The organism is Catenuloplanes indicus (assembly GCF_030813715.1).
GTDB classification, from domain to species: Bacteria; Actinomycetota; Actinomycetes; order Mycobacteriales; family Micromonosporaceae; genus Catenuloplanes; species Catenuloplanes indicus.
The window spans coordinates 5630553-5649090 of record NZ_JAUSUZ010000001.1; the positions used below are offsets into that span (position 1 = coordinate 5630553).

General features: G+C 73.3%; 15 protein-coding genes. 8 read left to right on the forward strand and 7 right to left on the reverse strand.

All coding sequences use genetic code 11. From position 1 onward, the window contains the following. The first annotated feature begins 51 nt into the window (after positions 1-51). Positions 52-747: a DUF4272 domain-containing protein gene (locus J2S42_RS25495; protein WP_306835247.1), complete on the forward strand. Its 696-nt coding sequence runs from the start codon at positions 52-54 to the stop codon at positions 745-747. On the opposite strand, the gene J2S42_RS25500 is transcribed toward J2S42_RS25495, so the two are convergent. Continuing rightward, the gene (locus J2S42_RS25500; protein WP_370879252.1) at positions 739-1569 is read right to left on the reverse strand and encodes a putative RNA methyltransferase; all 831 of its coding nucleotides are present in this window, start codon (positions 1567-1569) and stop codon (positions 739-741) included. The genes J2S42_RS25495 and J2S42_RS25500 overlap by 9 nt on opposite strands. 41 nt (positions 1570-1610) lie before the next feature. Between J2S42_RS25500 and J2S42_RS25505 the strand changes: the two genes are divergently transcribed. Further along, positions 1611-2699: an adenosine deaminase gene (locus J2S42_RS25505; RefSeq protein WP_307242982.1), complete on the forward strand. Its 1089-nt coding sequence runs from the start codon at positions 1611-1613 to the stop codon at positions 2697-2699. Positions 2700-2746: 47 nt separating this feature from the next. Here the strand turns inward: J2S42_RS25505 and J2S42_RS25510 are convergent, their stop codons facing one another. After that, a complete protein-coding gene (locus J2S42_RS25510) occupies positions 2747-3379 on the reverse strand; it encodes a uridine kinase family protein (protein WP_307242984.1) in 633 nt (210 codons plus the stop codon). A 172-nt stretch (positions 3380-3551) separates the two neighbouring features. Here J2S42_RS25510 and J2S42_RS25515 point away from each other — a divergent pair, with 172 nt between their 5' ends. The 4 genes from J2S42_RS25515 to J2S42_RS25530 all read left to right on the forward strand — a co-directional run bounded on the left by J2S42_RS25515 (position 3552) and on the right by J2S42_RS25530 (position 8541). Further along, positions 3552-7061, forward strand: a complete 3510-nt coding sequence (locus tag J2S42_RS25515) for a sensor histidine kinase (RefSeq protein WP_370879253.1) — start codon at positions 3552-3554, stop codon at positions 7059-7061. Beyond that, positions 7058-7462, forward strand: coding sequence for a roadblock/LC7 domain-containing protein (locus J2S42_RS25520; RefSeq protein ID WP_033343732.1), 405 nt, complete (start codon positions 7058-7060; stop codon positions 7460-7462). The genes J2S42_RS25515 and J2S42_RS25520 overlap by 4 nt, the downstream gene beginning before the upstream one ends. 112 nt (positions 7463-7574) lie before the next feature. Beyond that, positions 7575-7952, forward strand: a complete 378-nt coding sequence (locus J2S42_RS25525; protein ID WP_307242987.1) for a DUF742 domain-containing protein — start codon at positions 7575-7577, stop codon at positions 7950-7952. Positions 7953-7968: 16 nt separating this feature from the next. Beyond that, positions 7969-8541 carry a GTP-binding protein gene (locus tag J2S42_RS25530; protein WP_307242989.1) on the forward strand — a complete coding sequence of 191 codons (573 nt, stop codon included), beginning with the start codon at positions 7969-7971 and terminating at the stop codon, positions 8539-8541. Positions 8542-8658: 117 nt separating this feature from the next. Here J2S42_RS25530 and J2S42_RS25535 read toward each other — a convergent pair whose 3' ends face one another. From J2S42_RS25535 to J2S42_RS25545, 3 genes are all read right to left on the reverse strand, one after another. Further along, positions 8659-9861, reverse strand: a complete 1203-nt coding sequence (locus J2S42_RS25535) for an ABC transporter substrate-binding protein (RefSeq protein WP_307242992.1) — start codon at positions 9859-9861, stop codon at positions 8659-8661. Between the two features lie 159 nt (positions 9862-10020). Next, positions 10021-12378, reverse strand: a complete 2358-nt coding sequence (locus tag J2S42_RS25540; RefSeq protein ID WP_442320092.1) for a transposase — start codon at positions 12376-12378, stop codon at positions 10021-10023. A 61-nt stretch (positions 12379-12439) separates the two neighbouring features. Further along, positions 12440-13471 (reverse strand): SatS C-terminal domain-containing protein, encoded by a 1032-nt coding sequence (locus J2S42_RS25545; RefSeq protein WP_307242996.1) that lies wholly within the window; start codon positions 13469-13471, stop codon positions 12440-12442. Between the two features lie 98 nt (positions 13472-13569). Here J2S42_RS25545 and J2S42_RS25550 point away from each other — a divergent pair, with 98 nt between their 5' ends. Both J2S42_RS25550 and J2S42_RS25555 read left to right on the forward strand, forming a co-directional pair. Continuing rightward, positions 13570-13902 carry a PadR family transcriptional regulator gene (locus J2S42_RS25550; protein ID WP_307242997.1) on the forward strand — a complete coding sequence of 111 codons (333 nt, stop codon included), beginning with the start codon at positions 13570-13572 and terminating at the stop codon, positions 13900-13902. A gap of 149 nt (positions 13903-14051) precedes the next feature. Continuing rightward, the gene (locus J2S42_RS25555; RefSeq protein ID WP_307242999.1) at positions 14052-15662 is read left to right on the forward strand and encodes an MFS transporter; all 1611 of its coding nucleotides are present in this window, start codon (positions 14052-14054) and stop codon (positions 15660-15662) included. Between the two features lie 225 nt (positions 15663-15887). Here the strand turns inward: J2S42_RS25555 and J2S42_RS25560 are convergent, their stop codons facing one another. Both J2S42_RS25560 and cydC read right to left on the reverse strand, forming a co-directional pair. After that, positions 15888-16541: a permease prefix domain 1-containing protein gene (locus tag J2S42_RS25560; RefSeq protein ID WP_307243000.1), complete on the reverse strand. Its 654-nt coding sequence runs from the start codon at positions 16539-16541 to the stop codon at positions 15888-15890. Positions 16542-16545: 4 nt separating this feature from the next. Beyond that, complete coding sequence (gene cydC, locus J2S42_RS25565; protein ID WP_370879432.1) at positions 16546-18435, reverse strand: thiol reductant ABC exporter subunit CydC; 1890 nt, start codon at positions 18433-18435, stop codon at positions 16546-16548. Positions 18436-18538: the final 103 nt, after the last annotated feature.

An 18538-nucleotide genomic window follows, 5' to 3' on the forward strand; every position in this document is an offset into this window, starting at 1 on the left:
GTTCTGTGCCGCAGGTGGGGGAGCGCCGGCGGTCCCGCCGGGCAGGACGCGATGGGGAAGGATGCTGTGGTCCTAGCCGTTCCCGACCCCCAGGCGGTACGTGCGGCCAGTCTCGAGGAGCTGCGCCGTCTGCGTCTTCCGGTGCCGCCGGACGGGTTTCCGCTGGTGTGGGAGCCGGGCGACGAGGTGGAGCTGCGGCCCACCGACCAGGTGGAGGCGCGCGCGGCGATCCTGCACGTCGTGCTGGCCCGGTGTTTCGGGATGCCACCCGACGCCGCGATGAGCTGGCTGCTCGGGTCGCACCTGGTGGAGAGCGTCACCGGCCCGGAGTGGCAGTTCGTGATGGGCGGGCGCGGCGACCACCGGTCGTTCGTGCTGCACCACGACGCGGTCTTCGCGCTGGCCTGGGTGCTGGGCCTGACCAAGCACCTGGACCCGATGGAGCCGCCGGACGGCCGCCTGATGGGCCTGCTGCCGAACCTCGCGGCCGGTGAGACGTACCGGCAGTGGCGGTCCCGCACGCTGGTCGCGCCGCGCGACGCGGTGGAGGCGGCCGCGCTGCTCGATCTCTACTACTGCCTGGACTACGCGTACCTGGAGGCGGAGCGGCTCGGGCTGCCGTCGCCCGGCGCGATAGACGCGAACGCGATCGGCCAGCGGCGGTGGGCGCTGGAGTGGGCGATCGTGTTCCGCGGGCCGTATCACGAGCCGCCGGTCGGCTGGGAGGAGATCGACCTGTCAGTCTGACGGCGCCCAGGTGCTGATCCGGACCGCGGCCGTGACCGTGGCCGCGGTGGTCGCGCCCACGTGCGCGTGCCAGGCGCTCGGTCCCATGCCGACCACCGCGGCCACCTCGGCCGCGGTCAGGGCGAGCACGCGCCGGTGGGTGCCGGCGGCCACCTCGGTGAAGTGCCCGCCGAGGCTGCGGGCTATCTTGTCGGACTTGTCCGGGTCGACCCGGAGCAGGCCCAGCGCGCCGACCAGCTCGGCCAGATGGTCCGGCTCCGGCGTGACCACCAGCAGCCGGCCGCCCGTGCCCAGCACCCGCCGGAACTCCGCGCCGTTGCGCGGCGCGAACACGTTCAGCACCAGGCCGGCCGCGCCGTCCGCCAGCGGCAGCCCGGCCCAGGTGTCGGCCAGCGCGGCCGGGACCCGGCGGGCCGCGCGCCGCAGCGCCGGCTTGGAGACGTCCAGCGCCAGGCCGTCGGTGCCGTTCCGCTCGGCCCGCAGCGTGCCGAGCACGCCGGCCAGGTGCCGGCCGGTCCCGGCGCCGGCGTCCACGATCAGACCCGCGCCGGGGTACGCCGTGCGCGCCGCCTCGCCGAGCGCGTCGATCACGAAGTCGTAGTGCCCGGCGCCGAGGAACTCCTCCCGGGCCGCGATCATCTCGGCGGTGTCGCCCACGTGCGGGGTCCGGCCGGTGGTGAGGTTGACGTAGCCCTGCCGGGCCACGTCGAAGCTGTGCCCGGCCGGGCAGCGCAGCGCGGCGCCGTCCCGGGTCAGCGGGCTGCTGGCGGCGCGGGCGGCGCAGACGGGGCAGCGGAGCCGCGCCAGCACGGAAGCGTTCAAACCGGCCTGATTTCCTCTCCGGGAGGCACTAATGTCTCTCCATGGTCGCAATCCCGTACGACGAGATCGTCAAAGCACCCAAGGCCCTGCTCCACGACCACCTGGACGGCGGTCTGCGGCCCGCAACGATAGTCGAACTGGCCGACGGCATCGGGCACGCGCTGCCCGAGACCGACCCGGCCGCGCTCGGCGAATGGTTCGTCACCGCGGCGAACTCCGGCTCGCTGGAGCGCTACCTGGAGACGTTCGCGCACACCGTGGCCGTGATGCAGACCGAGGAGGGCCTGCACCGGGTAGCCCGGGAGTGCGCGCTCGACCTCGCGGCCGACGGCGTGGTCTACGCCGAGGTCCGCTACGCGCCGGAGCAGCACCTCGAGCGCGGGCTCAGCCTGGACGCGGTGGTGGAGGCCGTGCTGGCCGGCTTCCGGGACGGTACGGCGGAGGCGGCCGCGGCCGGCCGGACCATCCGGGTCGGCACGCTGGTCACCGCGATGCGGCACGCGGCCCGCTCGCAGGAGATCGCGGAGCTGGCGGTCCGGCACCGGGACGCGGGCGTGGTCGGCTTCGACATCGCGGGCGCGGAGGCCGGCTTCCCGCCCACCCGGCACCTGGACGCGTTCGAGTACCTGCAGCGGGAGAACTTCCACTTCACCATCCACGCCGGCGAGGCGTTCGGCCTGCCGTCGATCTGGCAGGCGATCCAGTGGTGCGGCGCGGACCGGCTGGGCCACGGCGTGCGGATCGTCGACGACATCACCGGTGAGACGGCGCCGGTGCTCGGCCGGCTCGCGTCGTACGTGCGGGACAAGCGGATCCCGCTGGAGCTGTGCCCGTCGTCGAACGTGCAGACCGGCGCCGCGGCGTCGATCGCGGAACACCCGATCGGGCTGCTGCGCGATCTGCGGTTCCGGGTCACCGTCAACACGGACAATCGGCTGATGAGCGGCACGTCCATGTCGCGCGAGATGGCGCTGCTCTCCGAGGCGTTCGGGTACGGATGGGCGGAGATGCAGTGGTTCACCATTAACGCCATGAAGAGTGCATTCGTCCCGTTCGACGAGCGCCTCTCGATCATCAACGAAGTGATCAAGCCGGCCTACGCAAAGTTGATCACCGAGCAGCCGCTGTAAAAGATCTGTTACGACTTGCTTTGCGGTTCCTTAGCGAGCCGGCACCGTCAGTTGATCGCGGGCTCGCCGTGCGTCCCGGCCGGGTCCGGGGCGCCGGCCATCGCGCGCACCTCGCGCACGATCCGCCCGGCGCTCGCGGCCCGGCAGCCGAGCTCCACCTGACGGCGCAGCACGACCGGCTCGGCCCGCAGCAGCTGCAGCCCGCGCCGGACCAGGAGGGCCGGGGGTTTGCGCCGTTCCGTCAGGTCCCGGCCCAGCCGGCGGGCGAACGTGACGGTCCGCGAGCGCCGGAGTGCGAATGCGTCGGCCAGTAGCCCTCGGTCCCGAAGCTCGCGTACGATCTCGGCGGCAAATATCCCCTCGGCCATAAAAATTGGCGAACCGGCCAGGTCGAGTAGCCGAGTGGCTATCCGCCGATCTACCCCAAATGCGTAAACCGGCACTTCGGCCCTGCCACTCTCGGCCAGGCGGGCGATCGTCTCGACCGCCATGGCAGAATCCCAGGCTTGAGGCGACTCCCAATCCGTCCCTTCGGCCGTTCGGGGTAGCGTCGGGTCATCGCCATCCTTGTAAAAGTCGTCAAGGCAAAGCACAGGAAATCCGGCTCGCCGGGCTATGTAGGACTTGCCGGACCCCGAGGGGCCGGCCAGCAGAACGACGCGGGCAGGAGAACTGGTCACTATGGGTAGCTCCGGGAAGACACGTTGCAGTCAAACGTCATGAACATCCCACCACACTCCCAGTCCGACCCAACCTGGGCTTTCTCTTTGACACTCGTCGTGATGGAATCTCGAAGGTTCGGCCCACCCGGGTCGAACTATGTTCGGCGGCCACCCACTCGGGGTGGCGCGGATGCTGAGGGGCGGTGACGTGAGCGAGCAGCCAAGGAAGAAGGCGGCGGGAGCCGTCTCTTCACGTCTCCGTTGGCCTGGCAGCCGACTCCGCGACCTGCCGATCTGGTCCAAGCTCGGACTGATCATGATCGTGCCGACCATGGCGACGATCGTCGTGGGCACCAGCGGTCTGATCGACCACATCGAAGAGGCACAGGACGCGGATCAGGCGCGCACGATCGCCCAGCTGGAGCAGTACTCCGGCGAGCTGGTCGACAGCCTGCAGAACGAGCGGGCCGCCGCCGCGCGCTTCCTGAGCACGCCGAACTCCCAGCGTGACGCCAAGGCCGCGCTGCTGGAGGCGTTCAACCAGACGCACTCCGTGGTCGACGCCGCGAAGAAGGACTACTCGCAGCAGCGCACGCTGATCACCGACCTGCCGGACAGCAACTTCGAGTCGCTGCTGGACAGTGCGGACTCCGGGCTCGAGCAGCTGCCCGCGACCCGCAGTCAGGTGAGCAACAACTCCGTGCAGCTGTCGCTGGCCAAGCAGAGCTACGACGGCGTCATCACCGGCCTCCTGCAGATCCGTAACTCCGCCTCCCAGCTCGCCGGTGACCCCGGCCTGAGCGACCGCATGCGGGCCAGTGCCGCGCTGGCGCAGGAGAAGGAGTACCTCTCGACCCAGCGCGTCATCGTGCACAGCGCGTTTGCCCAGGGCGAGATCACCCCAAACCTCCGCAAGGACTACATCGCGACGCTGACCGGTCAGAGCCAGGCGGCCGCCACGTTCGAGACCGTCGCCACCCGCGAGGACCGGGACTACAAGCGCCAGGTCATCGCCGGCCCGGACGAGCGCGAGGCGAAGTCCAACGCCGGTAAGATCGAGGCGAACCAGGACGGTGACATCAACTCGCTCGGCTTCTCCGCGGAGGAGTGGGACGAGGGGATGGCCGGCAAGAACAACCTGTTCCGCACGGTGGAGAAGCGACTGGACGAGCAGACCGTCACCCAGGCCACGACGCTGCGGAACGACGTGCAGCGGCGAGTCCTGGTGGAGACCGGTGTGCTGCTCGGCATGCTCCTCCTCGCGATCCTCTTCGCCTGGCTGGTGGCCCGGTCGATGGCCCGCTCGCTGCGCGAGCTGCGGCACGGCGCGCTCTCCGTCGCACAGTACGGCCTGCCCCAGGCGGTGGCCCGGCTCCGTGACCCGGCGATCTCCGCGCAGCTGTCGCCGGTCCAGGTCGCCAACCAGATCGCCGAGCCGCTGCCGGTCCGCAGCCGGGACGAGTTCGGTCAGGTGACCGAGGCGTTCAACGCGGTCCACCTGGAGGCGGTGCGCACCGCGGCCGAGCAGGCCGTGCTCCGCGCCTCCGTCTCCACCATGTTCGTCAACCTGGCCCGCCGTTCGCAGATCCTGGTCGACCGGCTCATCGGTCACCTGGACCGGCTGGAGCGCGGCGAGGAGGACCCGGACCGGCTGGCCGAGCTCTTCCAGCTCGACCACCTGGCCACCCGAATGCGCCGCAACGACGAGAACCTGCTGGTCCTCGCGGGTGCGGACTCCACCCGCGTGCAGCGCGAGCCGGCCGCCCTGATCGACGTGCTGCGCGCTGCGCAGTCCGAGGTCGAGCACTACACCCGGATCGACTTCGGCAACATCGACAAGGACATCGAGATCTCGGCGCACGCCGTCAACGACCTCGTGCACCTCGTCGCCGAGCTGTTCGACAACGCGACCGCGTTCTCGCCGCCGGACTCGCAGGTCGTCGTCGACGCCCGGATCTACGGTGACCGTGCCACGCTCTCCGTCGAGGACCGCGGCATCGGCATCGCGCCGGACCAGATGCGCGACCTGAACGAGCGGCTGCAGCGTCCGCCGACCGTGGACGTCACGGTCTCCCGGATGATGGGCCTGGTCGTGGTCGCCCGCCTGGCGGCCCGGCACGGCGTCAAGGTGGAGCTGCGCTCGGCCGCCGAGCGCGGCACGATCGCCGAGGTCACGCTGCCCACGGCGGTGCTGGCATCGCACGCGGTCGCCGGTGCCGGCCGTACCCCGGCCGCGGTCGGCGGTGCCCGGCCCGAGCCCGCGGCGTTCGGCGGCGGCCAGGGCGGCTTCGGCTCCCCGCTGGCGCTGGAGGGTGGCAGCGGCCGCTCGCCGTCGCAGCGCGAGTCCGCGCCGTCGCTCGGTGGCTTCGCGAGCGAGCCGCTCCCGTCCTTCGGCGGGTTCGGCAACGATCCGGCGCCCACCTCGGGCGGCCCCACCCGGTCCATGCCGGCCTGGTCCGACCTGACCGGCGCCGCGCCGGGCGGCGGCACCAACGGCGCGAACGGCGGGCCCGCGAACGGCAACAACGGTTTCGGCAGCTTCAACGGCTTCGGTGCCGGCCCGGCCGGTGGCGGTCCGCGCAACGGCCGCGCGACCGACGCGTTCGGCGCCAACGGCAGCCGCGGCGAGGGCCTGCCGCACCGCCCGCGCCAGGACGGCCCGGCGCCGCTGGACGACTTCGCCGGACCGGCGTCGCCGACCATCCCGCGGCAGAAGCCGGCCACGCCGGAGCAGCAGCGCGGCCCGGTGCCGCCGCTCTCCGTCCCGCCGGTCGCGTCGGCCCCACCGGCCAGCGGCCCGGCGTCGGCGCAGTCGGCTCCGCCGGTATGGCCGCCGATCGCCCCGGCGGCGGAGAACCCGGCGCCCGCGGTGCCGGAGCGGCTCGCCTCCTCGCTGGACCTGACCGCCGAGATCCCGCGTTACCGCCCGGAGAACGGTGCCCCCGCGGTGCCGCCGATCGCCCCGGTGGTTGCGGTTCCGTCGTCGGCGCAGCCGATCCCGTCCCCGGTGGCCCCGGCCACGCCGACTCCGTCGGCCCCGCAGGTCACGCCGACTCCGTCGGCCCCGCAGGCCGCGCCGAAGCAGCCGGTGGTGGACGAGACGATGGAGCTGCCGATCTTCCGGGAGCTGGAGTCCGCGTGGTTCCGCACCCAGAAGGCGTCCGGCAAGCCGGCCACCGGCCCGACCGGTGCGGCGGCCACGCCGAGCCCGGCCGAGGCCGCGAGCGCCCCGACCCAGCAGTACGGGACGATCGAGCCGAAGAAGCGTAGTCTTCCCACGCCGGGTGGTGCAGCGCGCACGCCGGAGCCGGTCACCGCCGGGTCCGGGGCGCCGGTCAGCCCCGGTGACGGCGCCACGTCGCAGCGGATCTCCACCGAGCCTTCCGGCTGGCGGACCGCGGCCGACGAGGGCTGGCGGACGGCCGCCTCGGTCGCCGCAGCCGCGGGAGACACGGCGTCGGAGACCACCCAGGCGGGCCTGCCGAAGCGCAAGCCGATGGCACAGCTCGTTCCTGGTGGAATCGAGAAGGGGACCACGGTCGTCAACAAGCGGTCGCCCGAGGGGGTGCGCGGGCTCCTGTCCGCCTACCACCGCGGCGTGCAGCGCGGACGTACGGGTCCCAAGGACAACCCGACCGGTTCAGAGGGAACATTGGACGGGCAGCAATCCTCGCAGGCTGGCAAGGAGCATGAGGGATGACAACAACGCAGGACCTCGGTTGGTTGCTGGCGAACTTCGCCGACCGCGTTCCGGGTGTCGCGCATGCGGTCGCCGTATCCGCCGACGGTCTGCTTCTCGCCGGTTCCCGTGATCTTCCGCGGGACCGGGCTGACCAGCTGGCGGCTATCGCGTCCGGTCTGGTCAGCCTGACCCAGGGCGCGGCCCGCTGCTTCGAGGGCGGCGCGGTGCTCCAGACCGTCGTGGAGATGGACAACGGGTTCCTCTTCCTGATGTCGATCTCCGATGGCTCGTCCTTCGCCGTGCTGGCCGCACGGAGCTGCGACGTCGGCCAGGTCGGGTACGAGATGGCCCTGCTGGTGGACCGGGTGGGCGACGCCCTGACCCCGGCTCCGCGTACCGCGGCAGGGATGGTTGGCTGACAAGCCAGGGCGATGGCCGGCGGGAGCCGGCCGGAGCACTATATAAATGCGACAACGGGTTTCCGCGATCTTGAAACCGCTATCTAGGAAACAGAGGGGGTGAACGGCGACGATGGCCGAACGCGAAGAGCCGACCGGCGCGCTGGTCAGGCCGTACGCCGTTACCCGAGGCCGGACCCGGCCACGGTTGGAGATCGCACTCGAAGCGCTGATTGAGACGACGGTGCGGGGCCGGTCCTCCGGTTCCAACAACGGCGGACACGGTCGAGAGCATCAATACATAGCCGCGCTGTGTGACGGCCGGCTGCAGTCACTCGCGGAGATCGCCGCGCGGATGTCACTTCCGCTCGGGGTCGCTCGGGTCCTCATCGCCGACATGGCCGCCGACGGCCTTGTCGCGGTGTACGAACCGACGTCCCTGGAGGATGCGAACGACGCGGTGGGCACGGAATTGCTGGAGAGGGTGCTGAGTGGACTTCGCAGGCTCTGACACGGCGCACCGCCCTATGGCCGGGCGCGTGACATCGGCGAAGATTGTCATCGCCGGTGGGTTCGGCGTCGGAAAGACGACGCTGGTCGGCTCGGTCTCGGAAATCACTCCGCTGACCACCGAGGCCATCATGACGTCGGCGGGCGTGGGCGTGGACGACACCCGGCAGGTGCCGGGCAAGACCACCACTACGGTCGCCATGGACTTCGGTCGTATCACGATCGATCGCGACCTGATCCTGTACCTGTTCGGTACGCCGGGTCAGACGCGTTTCTGGTTCATGTGGGATGAACTGGTGCGCGGCGCGATCGGTGCGGTGGTGCTGGTGGACACCCGCCGGCTCGCGGACTGCTTCGCGGCGATCGACTTCTTCGAGCACCGGCGCCTGCCGTACCTCGTGGCGATCAACTGCTTCGACGGGATGCAGTACCACAACGCTCAGGATGTGCGGGACGCGCTCGCCATCTCCAGCGAGGTGCCCGTGGTGAGCTGCGACGCGCGTAACCGCGAGTCGACGAAGCACGTGCTGATCTCCCTGGTGGAGTACGTGCTGTCGATGCGGCGTTCGCGCGCGGTCGCGCCGGCCTGATCACCGGGTCCAACGGCGGAACACCCATCAGGGGTACGGGATGATCCCGTACCCCTGCGGGTTTTTCCACGGGAACGAGAAAACGCCCCGCCGGACGGCGGGGCGTTTCGTCGCGCGTCAGGCCGTGCGCACCCAGCTGTTCAGGTTGACGCTGAAGACGCCGAGCGAGTCGGCCTCCATGCCGCCGTGCCGGATCGTGGTCAGCGCGTAGGCGCCTGCCATGCCCTCCAGCGACGAGCGCTCCAGGTAGGCGCGCAGCCGGCCGCGGTCGACGCTCTTCGCCTGGAACGCGGCCTGGATCAGCAGGCTCAGGCCGTCCCCGGCGTACGGGGCGAAGCCCTTGAACGAGCCGTACTGCGTCACGTACCGCTGGATGAGGTCCCGGCGGCGCTGACCCTCCGGGCCGGTCTCGGTCAGCGACGAGGCGCCGAGCGAGCCGGGGCTGATCGCGTACGAGCCCTCCACCGCGTCCGCGTTCTCGTCCGAGAGCGTCTCCTCGGTGACCGCCTCCGGCGTGAAGAAGAACCGGCCCGTGTAACCGGCCGCACGAAGCGCACGGGCGGCTTTTCCGGCGTCGGGCGACATCGCCCATATGACGATGGCCCCGGGGCGTCCCAGGACCGCCTCAGCGGCCGCGGCGGCGAAGTCCTGATCTCCGGCGGGCAGCCGGACCGTGCTGCCGAGCGTGATGTCCCGGCTGGCGAGCGCGGAACCCATGTGCCGCACGCCCGCGTCGCCGTGCCGGCCGGTGCCGGCCAGGATCGACGCCTTCGCGATCTTCTGCCGGTTGATCTCCTGGGCCAGTGCCTGCGCGACGTCCCGGGCGTCCGGCGTCAGCTTGAACGTGTAGGTGCGCTCGGACAGCGGCGTCAGGATGTCGTCCGCGGACGCCAGCGACAGGAACGGCACCTGGAGATCCTGCGCCACGTCGGAGATCGCGGTGGAGGTCTCCGGCACGGTGCCACCGATGAGCGCGTTCACGCCGTCCCGGTTGGTCAGCTGCTGCGCCAGCTCGGCGGCCTTCTTCGGGTCGCCGCCGCTGTCCACGACCTTCAGCTGGAGCGTGCGGCGCTGCGTGCCGACCTGGAAGCCCTCCGCGTTCACCTGGACCTGGAACAGCTCCATGGCGCGGGCCTGCAGCTCGCCCATGGCGGTGCCGGTCCCGGTGCGTTCCAGGACACCGCCGACGACGAGGTCGGTGCTGGAGGCGGTCCTCGGGCCGGTGGACTCGTCGTCACCGGTGCCGCAGGCGGCCACGGTGAACGCGGACGCGGTCGCCACGAGCAGGCCCCGGCGCGTAATGGTGGGCCGGTTGAGCATGGTTCCAAGCCTTTCGCCACGGGGTGGCGACAAGGGATGTGGAGCCGCCACGCCCCCAGCAGAATCGTGCTTGTTATCACGCCCTGTAGTCAATAGCCCGACATGTGGGCAATGACACCGAGGTCAGCGGGCAGATGTATAGAACTACTCAAAGTGACATTATGAGCGGTATGTCGCCGACCGGAATTCGTACTCGTCGTTGTCGGTGTCGTCCACCCGGCTGCCCTGATCGCGGGTGAAGTCCCAGCCACCGGCCGACTCGCGGCCCGGGCGGCCGCCGACCGCGAACCCGCCGATCTCCTGCCCGCGACGCCAGCCGCGGAAGTAACCGGTGGTGTTCGCCGCCAGCGACTGGGCGTCGCGGACGATGCGCAGCTGACGGTCCTCGCGGAGCGCCGAGCCGGGCACCAGGTTGGCCTGCGGCACGCGCTTCGGCAGGCCCGCGTTGGTCTCCGCGCCGACGGCCGGGCGGGCCGCTTGCTCCGCGGCCTGCCAGGCCGAGTCCATCCGGCCCCAGTTCGGCTCGGCCTCGGACTCCACCACCGGGTCTTCCTTGCTGTGCCCGGTGAACCAGGCCGACGCGGTGGCCGAGAAGATCAGCAGGTCGCCGTCGCCCTCGTCGACCGGTAGCGGGGTCGAGCTGTCCAGCGCGTCCGGCACGCGGCGGGCCGGGTCGACCAGACGCAGCGGCGGCGCGTACGACCCGTTGCCGAGCGCCGGGTCGTCGCCACGTCCGTTGACCGGCTCGACCAGGCGCAGCACCGGCGGCTCCGGCGGCAGATCGTCCGACTGCCACGGCGGGCGGACGCGCAGCGTCTCCGCCATCGTCGGCGCCTCCGGGCCGGACGGCCCGCGCAGCTGCGGCTGCTCGCCGGTGTGCGCGCGCTCGTCACCGTCCTGGTGCGTCGGCCACGCGGCCCGGGAGCCAGGCTCCGGCGCCGGCGGCGTGGTGCGGGACGGCGGCATGCCGCCGAGCCTTATGTCGGTGAGGCCCCCACCGGCGGGCGGCGGCGTGTTTATCCCGTTCGCCGCGGGCAGTTCGGGCTCGCGCGAGGTCAGCTCCGCCATCCGCTGCCGGTGCTCGGCGCGGCTGCTGTTGATCGCGGCGGTGGTCAGCGGCGCGCGGAACGGCTCGCCGGAATCGGCCGGGCTCGGCGTACGCGTCGGCGGCTTCGGCCCGGGACGGACACCGGGCTGTATCGGCGTGAGGCCGGGCGGCGGGGGCGGCGGCGCGGAGACCGGCCGGTTGGCCAGGCTGTCCGGGCGGCGGCCGGCCGGGCTGACCGGCACGTTCTCGCCGGTGCCCTCACGCGCGGCACGGCGGCCAACGGCCGGGTCGACGCGCCGGAACGCGCCGGTCGTCGAGTCCAGCTGGATCGACGACGTGTCGGGCCGGCTGAGCGGGCTGAGCGAGGTGTCCGGGCCGGTCATGTCGCTGGACGCGGCGACCGCGAACGGCGGCGGCCCGGCCGGGACCGGCGTGCCCGGCGTCTGACCCTCCGCGGCCTGGATGCGGGCCCGGCGGCTGCCCATGGCGGCCGCGGCACCGCCGCCGCGCACCGGGTGCAGCGGCGGCGCGGCCGGAGCGGCCGCCGGCTCCACGGGCGCGCCGAGCAGGCGGCGGTCCGCGGCCGGTGCCGGCGCGACGATCCGCGATGCGAGCGTGGCGACCAGCGTCTCGCAGGCGGCGTCGCAGGCCCGGACGGCCGCGACAGCCTGGCGGACGGTCTCGGCGACGGTGGGGGCGAGCGCGCGGTTGAGGCCGCGGCGGGCGGCCTCGTTCACCGAGGCCTGCAGCGCGGTGATCGCGGCGTGCACCCGCTCGGCCGGTGCGATGCCGTCCGAGACGATCTGGGAGGCGATCGCCTCGGTGGTGACGGTGACCTCGCGGTCCCGCCCAGGAGCGCCGCCGCCGAGCCGACTCGGCTCGGGGACGGCCGCGAGGACGGCCAGCACGAGCGGATCGGCCGGGTCCGGGTAGGCCCGCAGCGCGGCCGGGTAGAGCTCGCGCAGCACCTCGCGCAGCGCCACCGCGGCGGCGTGCCGCCCGGTGGCGAGCGCGGCGTGCGCGTTGAGGACCGGCTGGTAGCCGACCAGGCCGGCCGGCGGCGCCACGTTTATCGCGGTGAGCGCGCCGGCCTGCAACGCCCGGGCCAGCCCGACCGCGCGGCGTGCCCCGGGGGAGGACGGTGCCTCGTCGCCGGCGAACCGGGAGGCGAAGTCGTCGGCGTCGTCGTCGTCCGCCACGGCCAGCGGGCGCCCCGCGGCCGTGAGCAGCGAGGTGACCAGCAGATCGTCGCTGTCCGCGGCGACCGACACGCTGGGAGAACCGCTGGCGCGCTCCGCGAGCAGCGAGCTGAGCCGGGCGAACCCGGACGCGTCGTCGCTTATCTCGGAGACGTGCAGCTGCCGGCCGGCGTCGTCCACCACGGCCACCATGAGGGACTGACCCTCGGTGGCCCGCCGCGCGGACGAATCCGCCGACGCCAGACCGCAGTACACCCGCACGAGCGCCACGGCGTCGTCCTCCTCCCAGGACACATGTCGTGTGCCAAAGACTGATGCTCCCCGTAAAGGGTCAGTCGCGCCAGTCCACGACAGCAGAGATCTTGCCGATGATGGTGCGCCAGCCGAGGCTCGCCTGTTGCGCACCGATGCGCTTCAGACGGCGCCGGCCCATGAAGCCACCGATGCCACCTCGCGACGCGGACCGCAGCGCCTCGTCCAGGTCGTCCAGCGGAGAGCCCGGTGAGAGCGCGGTCAGCACCGGCGCCAACCGAAGAGCGTAGCCGAGGTCGCGGGCGACCTCGCCGGCCTCGATCAGCAGACCGAGGTCCCACGCGTCGGCGCCACCCCGGAGGTTTTCCACCACCAGGTCCAGGCCGTAGTCGTCCTCCTCCAGCGGAACGACGTCCGCCGGCTGGAGACGCTCTGCCAGTGTGCCCCAAGTATCGAGCTGAGCGAGGTCGTGCGGAGCACCCGAACGGACGAAAGCGACAAGCGATTCGGGGGTCTTGAACAGCAGCAGCTTGCCCTTGTGGGACAGGAAGGCCGGGACCTCCTCGGCTTCCTCCTCCTTCTCGGCGGCCGCGGTGTCCGAGTCGGCGTCCTTCTCGTCCGAGTCGGCGCCGTCGTCGGCCGAGTCGCCGGACTTCTCGTCCTTCTCGGCCTCCTCGAACAGCTCCTTGGCCTCCTCGTCGAGGATGACCACCTCGCCGTCCTCGTCCTCGCCCAGGTCGTCCTCGTCCTCGTCGCGCAGCCGGCGGGCGCGCGCGGCGAACGGGTCGTCGTCGTCCGCGGCCTCGATCTCGGTCGGCGTCACCTCGGTGGACGGCCGGTACGCCCGGAGCGTGTAACCGACGCCGGAGGGCAGCGCGATCGACACCGGGTCGATCCTCGTCTCCTCCCACAGCGAGCGGTCGGCCTCGGCAGCGGTGGTGTCGTCGGCCTCGGCGGCGGTGGTGTCGTCGTCCTCGACCGCCGCACTGGTCACGGCGTCGTCGTCAACGCCGGTCTCGGGCTCGTCGGCATCCTGCCGGTTGGGCGTCTGGGCGGCCACGGTGACCTCCGTATGGCTCTCGTGTTCGGCGCGCTGCGGCGGTGCAGGCATCCGGATCGGTGACGTCGCGCACAGGACACCCTAGTGTGCCGTGGATGAACGTGAACGCCTCACCCCGGTGCCGGGCTCTATTAGTAGCCTAGCTACTTGTGAAGGCGCACTCGCTGCACGGCCACCTCGACGCTCTCCTGCTCGCCGTCCTGGAAGGTGAGACGCTGCACGGCTACGCCGTCATCGAGGCTCTGAAGGCCCGCAGCGGCGGCACCCTCGACCTGCCCACCGGCACCATCTACCCCGCGCTGCGCCGTCTCGAACGCGCCGGGTACGTGGAGAGCGAGTGGAGCACGGTCAACGGGCGCGACCGGCGGACGTACCGGCTGACCGACGCGGGCCGCCGCGCGCTCGCCGGTGAACGAGCCGGCTGGGCCGAGCTGAGCAGCACGATCGGCCGTTTCCTGGGCGGGCAGACCCGGCATACGTGACGGTCGTGACATTCGGTGTGGGATAGCTCTCCACCGGTCAGTTGCGATCACGTTGTACCGCTCGCCCCGCCCGAAGGACCCGCGGCACCCCGCCGAAGGAACACGCGTCACCGTCGTTCCGCACAGGGGGTACCGCCGCTTTGGCTCCGATGTTCTCGCCGCTCCGCGAGCGCAACTACCGGCTCTGGGCCGCTTCCGACATCGTCTCGATCGGCGGCACCTGGATGCAGGTACTGGGCCTGAACTGGCTGGTGCTCAGCGCCACCGGGTCCGCCACCGCGATGGGCCTCATCGTGATGCTCCAGTCGCTGCCGGTCCTGCTGCTCGGCAGCTGGGGTGGCGCGCTCGCCGACCGGCTGCCGTCCCGCCCGGTGCTGGTGATCAGCCAGGCGGTCCGCGCGGTGCTGTCGCTGGCGCTGGTCGCGGCCAGCGTCGCCGGTACCGACGCGCTCTGGCCGATCTACGGTGTCGCGCTGCTGTCCGGCGTGATCAGCTCGATCGAGGGCCCGGCGCTCGGCCGCTTCGGCTCCGCCCTGGTCCCGCGGGACGCGCTCGCCCCGGCGCTGGCGCTCGGTTCCGTGCTCAGCTCCGGCGGCCGCATCGTCGGCATGGCGCTCGGCGGCGTGCTGGTCGGCCTCTCCGGCCCCGGCGTGCTCTTCGCGATCAACGCGGCCAGCTTCGGCGTGGTCATCCTCGCGCTGTCCATGATGCGTCCCGCCGAGATGTACCCGCTGGCCCGCGCGGAGGCCGGCTCCGCCGACGCCGGTGTCCGGGCCGGCCTGCGCTACCTGTTCACCCAGCCGGTCGTGCTGGTGATCCTGGCGCTCGCCTTCGTGATCGGCTCGCTCGGCCGCAACTACCAGGTCACCATGGCCGCCATGGTCGCCGGTCCGCTGCACGGCGGCGCGGGCGGCTACGGCATCACCTCCACCGTCTTCGCGGTCGGCGCGGTCCTCGGCGGCCTGCTGCTGGCCGGCACCGGCAAGGCCACCCACCGGGTGCTGATCATCGCCGGCGCCGTGATCAGCGTGCTCCAGCTGGTCTCCGCGGCCGCCCCCGGCCTGCTCACGTTCTCACTGCTGATCCTGCCGATCGCGGCCGGCGCGGTCATCTTCGACACCGTCGTCTGCACCCGCATCCAGCTGGACACCCGGGAGGACATGCGCGGCCGGATCCTGGCCTCGCTCGGCCTGGTCTCCTCGATGGCCGGCATCGTCGGCGCGCCCGTGCTCGGCTGGCTCTGCGACGCGCTCGGCGCCCGCGGCGCGCTCGGCCTGGCCGGCGCCGTCACCACGGTCGCCGCGCTGGCCGGCGCGCTGGTGCTGGCCCGGGTCAAGGGTGTCCCGGTGCCGGCGCTGCGCACGGTCCGCCGTGGCCTGCGCCGCGTCGTCCGGCGCCGCGTGCCGGCCGTCACCACCGCGGTCGTCCCGACCGACGCCGTCGTCCCGGCCCAGTCGCTGCTCACCGCCGCGGCCGTGGTCGCGGCACCGACCGGTGCGCTCGCCCCGGCCGCCCCGTCCCGCCGCCCGCTGACCGCCGCCGCGGTGGTCCCGGCCCCGCCGTCCGCCCTGCCGCACCACGGCTCGACGCATCCCGGCCCGACCCGCCCGGTCGCGCCGTCCCGCCCCGCCGTGATCGCACACGCGGTCGAGCAGCCGGTGCGCCGCCGTCGCGCGCTGCTGTCGCTCGGCACCGGCCGCCGCGGCCGCACGGTCACCGACGCGGTCGACTACCTCGACCGCCCGGTCACGCTCCGCTGACCCACTCCCGGCGCCCATCGCTTCCCGCGGTGGGCGCCGGTCCCGTCTCCCCACGACCGACAATCCCGCCACGGTACGGCCGCCACCTCCGTCGCGCCCGCACCGAGCCCGTCACGCCCGGTCACTCACCTGAGGGACCCTTGCTCTGCTTACCTGTCCATTCCCGGCGAATCGCCGCGCGATTCGGGCGGTTCGTCCAGGTAAGCAGAGCAAGGCCGGGGTGGATCAGCGGTGGGCGTCACGGAGGGTGCGGAGCGCCAGCCAAGTCATCAGCGCCTGGGTGCCGTGCAGCAGGAGCAGCGCGGCGACCATCGGGGGCCAGGTCAGCGCGGCCGGGTCCGCGGCCAGCGTGTCCGCGGCGGCACAGCTGCCGAACACCCAGATCGCGCCGGTCACCGCCAGGGCCAGCAGGCCGAGCGCGCGGATCAGCCGGCGCGGGTCGGTGCGGCGCCGGGCGTGGCCGCGCAGACCGGCGAGTGCGGCCAGCGCCAGCGCGCCGCCCGCGTAACCGAGCCAGGCGACCGCGTCCGCCAGCGCGAGGAAGCCGTCACCGGCGCCGGAGGTGTCGGTGGGCGCACGCCACCAGAGCAGGTCCGACGTCACCAGGCCGGCCGGGATCAGGAGCAGCAGCAGCGCCACCCGCCGGCCCTGACCAGCGGCGATCTCGATCCGGTAGTCGCGGATCAGTTCGTCCAGCGCGTCCGCGCCGAACTCGGCCACGGCCAGCCGCTCCGCCTCGGCCGCCGGCACACCGCGGGCGCGCAGCGCCGCCGCCGAGTCCGCCAGCCCGTCCCGCGCCTCCCGCAACAGATCGGCACGCCGCCGCCGCGGTCCGCTCAGCCCCGCGTCCAGCCGCCGGAGGAACTCGTCGATCCGCACCCGGTCAGGGTGTCACGGCGAGGTAGCCGCGCTCGGCGGCCTCCTGGGCGAGCCAGGTGTCGGCGTACCAGCCGGGGCGGGTGATCAGGTCGTCGTGGCGGCCGCGCTGGATGATCCGGCCGCGGTCGAGCACCAGTACCTCGTCGAAGCCGGACAGGCCGCGCAGGCGGTGCGTCACCAGCAGCACCGCGGTACGGGACGGCAGCGCGTCCAGCGCCTGCCGGAGCACCCGGTCGGCGGCCTGCGGGTCCAGGCCCTCGGTTGGCTCGTCGAGCAGCAGGTGGCGGGGGGCGGCGAGCAGCGCGCGGGCCAGTGCGAGCCGCTGCCGCTGGCCGCCGGAGAGCTTCGCGCCGCCCTCGCCGACCAGTGTGTCCCAGCCGTCCGGCTGTTCCGTCACCCAGTCCAGCAGGTCGGCGGCGCGCATCGCGGCGGCCTGCTCCGCCGGGTCCGCGGTGTCCCGGCCGAGCAGCAGGTTCTCCCGGACGCCGGCATGGAAGACGTGTGCCTCGGCCAGCAGCCCGCCGACCTGCCGGGGCAGCTCCCGTTCCGGGTACGCGGCGATCGGCACGCCGTCCAGCGTCGCGGTGCCGGACTCCGGCGTGACCGCACCGATCAGCACGCCGAGCAGCGTGCTCTTGCCGGCGCCGCTCGGGCCCGCGATCGCGATCCGGGCACCGGCGGCGATGCGCAGGTCCACGCCGTCCAGCGCGGCCGTGTCCCCGGCCCGGTAGCGGACCACCACGTTCCGCAGCTCCAGCCCGGCACCGTCCGCGCCCACCGGCGCGGCGGCGGTCCCGGCGCGGGCCCCCGGATCGGCCGGTGCGTCCGTGAGCGAGGGGGCGGCCAGCAGCTCGGCGACGCGGGCCAGGCCGCCGCGCAGCTGGGCCCACTGGCGGGCGGAGACGACCAGCGCCAGCGTGGCCTCGACCGCGGCCAGCGTGCCGACCGCGAGCACGCCGACCTCGGCGCCACTCGCGCCGGACCGGAGCGCGGTGATCAGCACGGCGGCCGAGGCCAGGCCGGAGACCAGGACGCCGGCGCCGTCGACGGCCCAGCCGGTCAGCGCGAGCCGACGCTCCAGCCGGGCCAGTTCGGCGGCGCGGGCGGAGGCGGCGGCGAGCGCGTCGCCGGTCGCGCCGAACGCGGCCAGGTCGGCGGCGCCGCGGGTCAGGTCGATCGCGTCCGCGGCCAGCTCACCGCGCAGCGGTGCCATCCGGTCCGCGGTACGCCGGGTCAGCACGACCGCGACCACCGGCAGCAGCAGGCCGGCGACCAGCAGCCCGGCGGCCAGCGGCAGCGTCGCGGCCGGTGCGATGAACGCGGTGCCGGCCAGCGCCAGCACCGCCACGCAGGCCGCGGCGGCCGCCGGGACCACCACGCGGATCAGCAGGTCCTGCACCGCGTCGACGTCGGAGACCAGCCGGCTGAGCGCGTCGCCGGAGTGCGCGTCCGGCGCGGGCGCGCGGCGGGCGGCGAGCGCGCCGAAGACCCGGGTACGCACGTCGGTGAGCAGCCGCAGCACCGCGTCGTGGCCGGCCAGCCGCTCGGTGTAGCGCAGCACGCCGCGCCCGACCGCGAGCGCGCGCACGCAGACGATCGCGATGGTCAGCACCGGCAGCGGCGGCATGTCGGCCGCCGTGATCAGCAGCCAGGTCGCGGTCGCCATCAGCGCGAGCCCGGCCAGCTCGGTGGCCGCGGCCAGCAGCCCCGCGCCGATCAGCCGGGCCAGGTAGGGCCGCGCCATCGCCAGCACGACCGCCTCCGGCCGCCGCACCGCACGCTCCCGGCCACCCGGCACGGTGTCACCGGCGGCCTCGGGCGCGGTGCCCGCCACCACGGTCGCGCCGCCTCCGGCGATCCCGGCCCCGGCGCCCGCGGTGGCCGCGTCAACCATGTCCGCACCGCCGCCCTCGGCCGGCGGGACGCTGCCGCCCCCAGCCGGCGGGGCGCCGTCGCCTTCGGCCGGCCGGACGCCGCCGGTCCCGAGCCCGCCGACC

Excerpts from the sequence above, each read along its gene's own strand:
- J2S42_RS25495 (WP_306835247.1), top strand. The coding sequence starts at position 52 with ATGGGGAAGGATGCTGTGGTCCTAGCCGTTCCCGACCCCCAGGCGGTA.
- J2S42_RS25505 (WP_307242982.1), top strand. The coding sequence starts at position 1,611 with ATGGTCGCAATCCCGTACGACGAGATCGTCAAAGCACCCAAGGCCCTG.
- J2S42_RS25515 (WP_370879253.1), top strand. The coding sequence starts at position 3,552 with ATGCTGAGGGGCGGTGACGTGAGCGAGCAGCCAAGGAAGAAGGCGGCG.
- J2S42_RS25520 (WP_033343732.1), top strand. The coding sequence starts at position 7,058 with ATGACAACAACGCAGGACCTCGGTTGGTTGCTGGCGAACTTCGCCGAC.
- J2S42_RS25525 (WP_307242987.1), top strand. The coding sequence starts at position 7,575 with ATGGCCGAACGCGAAGAGCCGACCGGCGCGCTGGTCAGGCCGTACGCC.
- J2S42_RS25530 (WP_307242989.1), top strand. The coding sequence starts at position 7,969 with ATGGCCGGGCGCGTGACATCGGCGAAGATTGTCATCGCCGGTGGGTTC.
- J2S42_RS25535 (WP_307242992.1), bottom strand. The coding sequence starts at position 9,861 with ATGCTCAACCGGCCCACCATTACGCGCCGGGGCCTGCTCGTGGCGACC.
- J2S42_RS25545 (WP_307242996.1), bottom strand. The coding sequence starts at position 13,471 with ATGCCTGCACCGCCGCAGCGCGCCGAACACGAGAGCCATACGGAGGTC.
- J2S42_RS25555 (WP_307242999.1), top strand. The coding sequence starts at position 14,052 with ATGTTCTCGCCGCTCCGCGAGCGCAACTACCGGCTCTGGGCCGCTTCC.
- cydC (WP_370879432.1), bottom strand. The coding sequence starts at position 18,435 with ATGGTTGACGCGGCCACCGCGGGCGCCGGGGCCGGGATCGCCGGAGGC.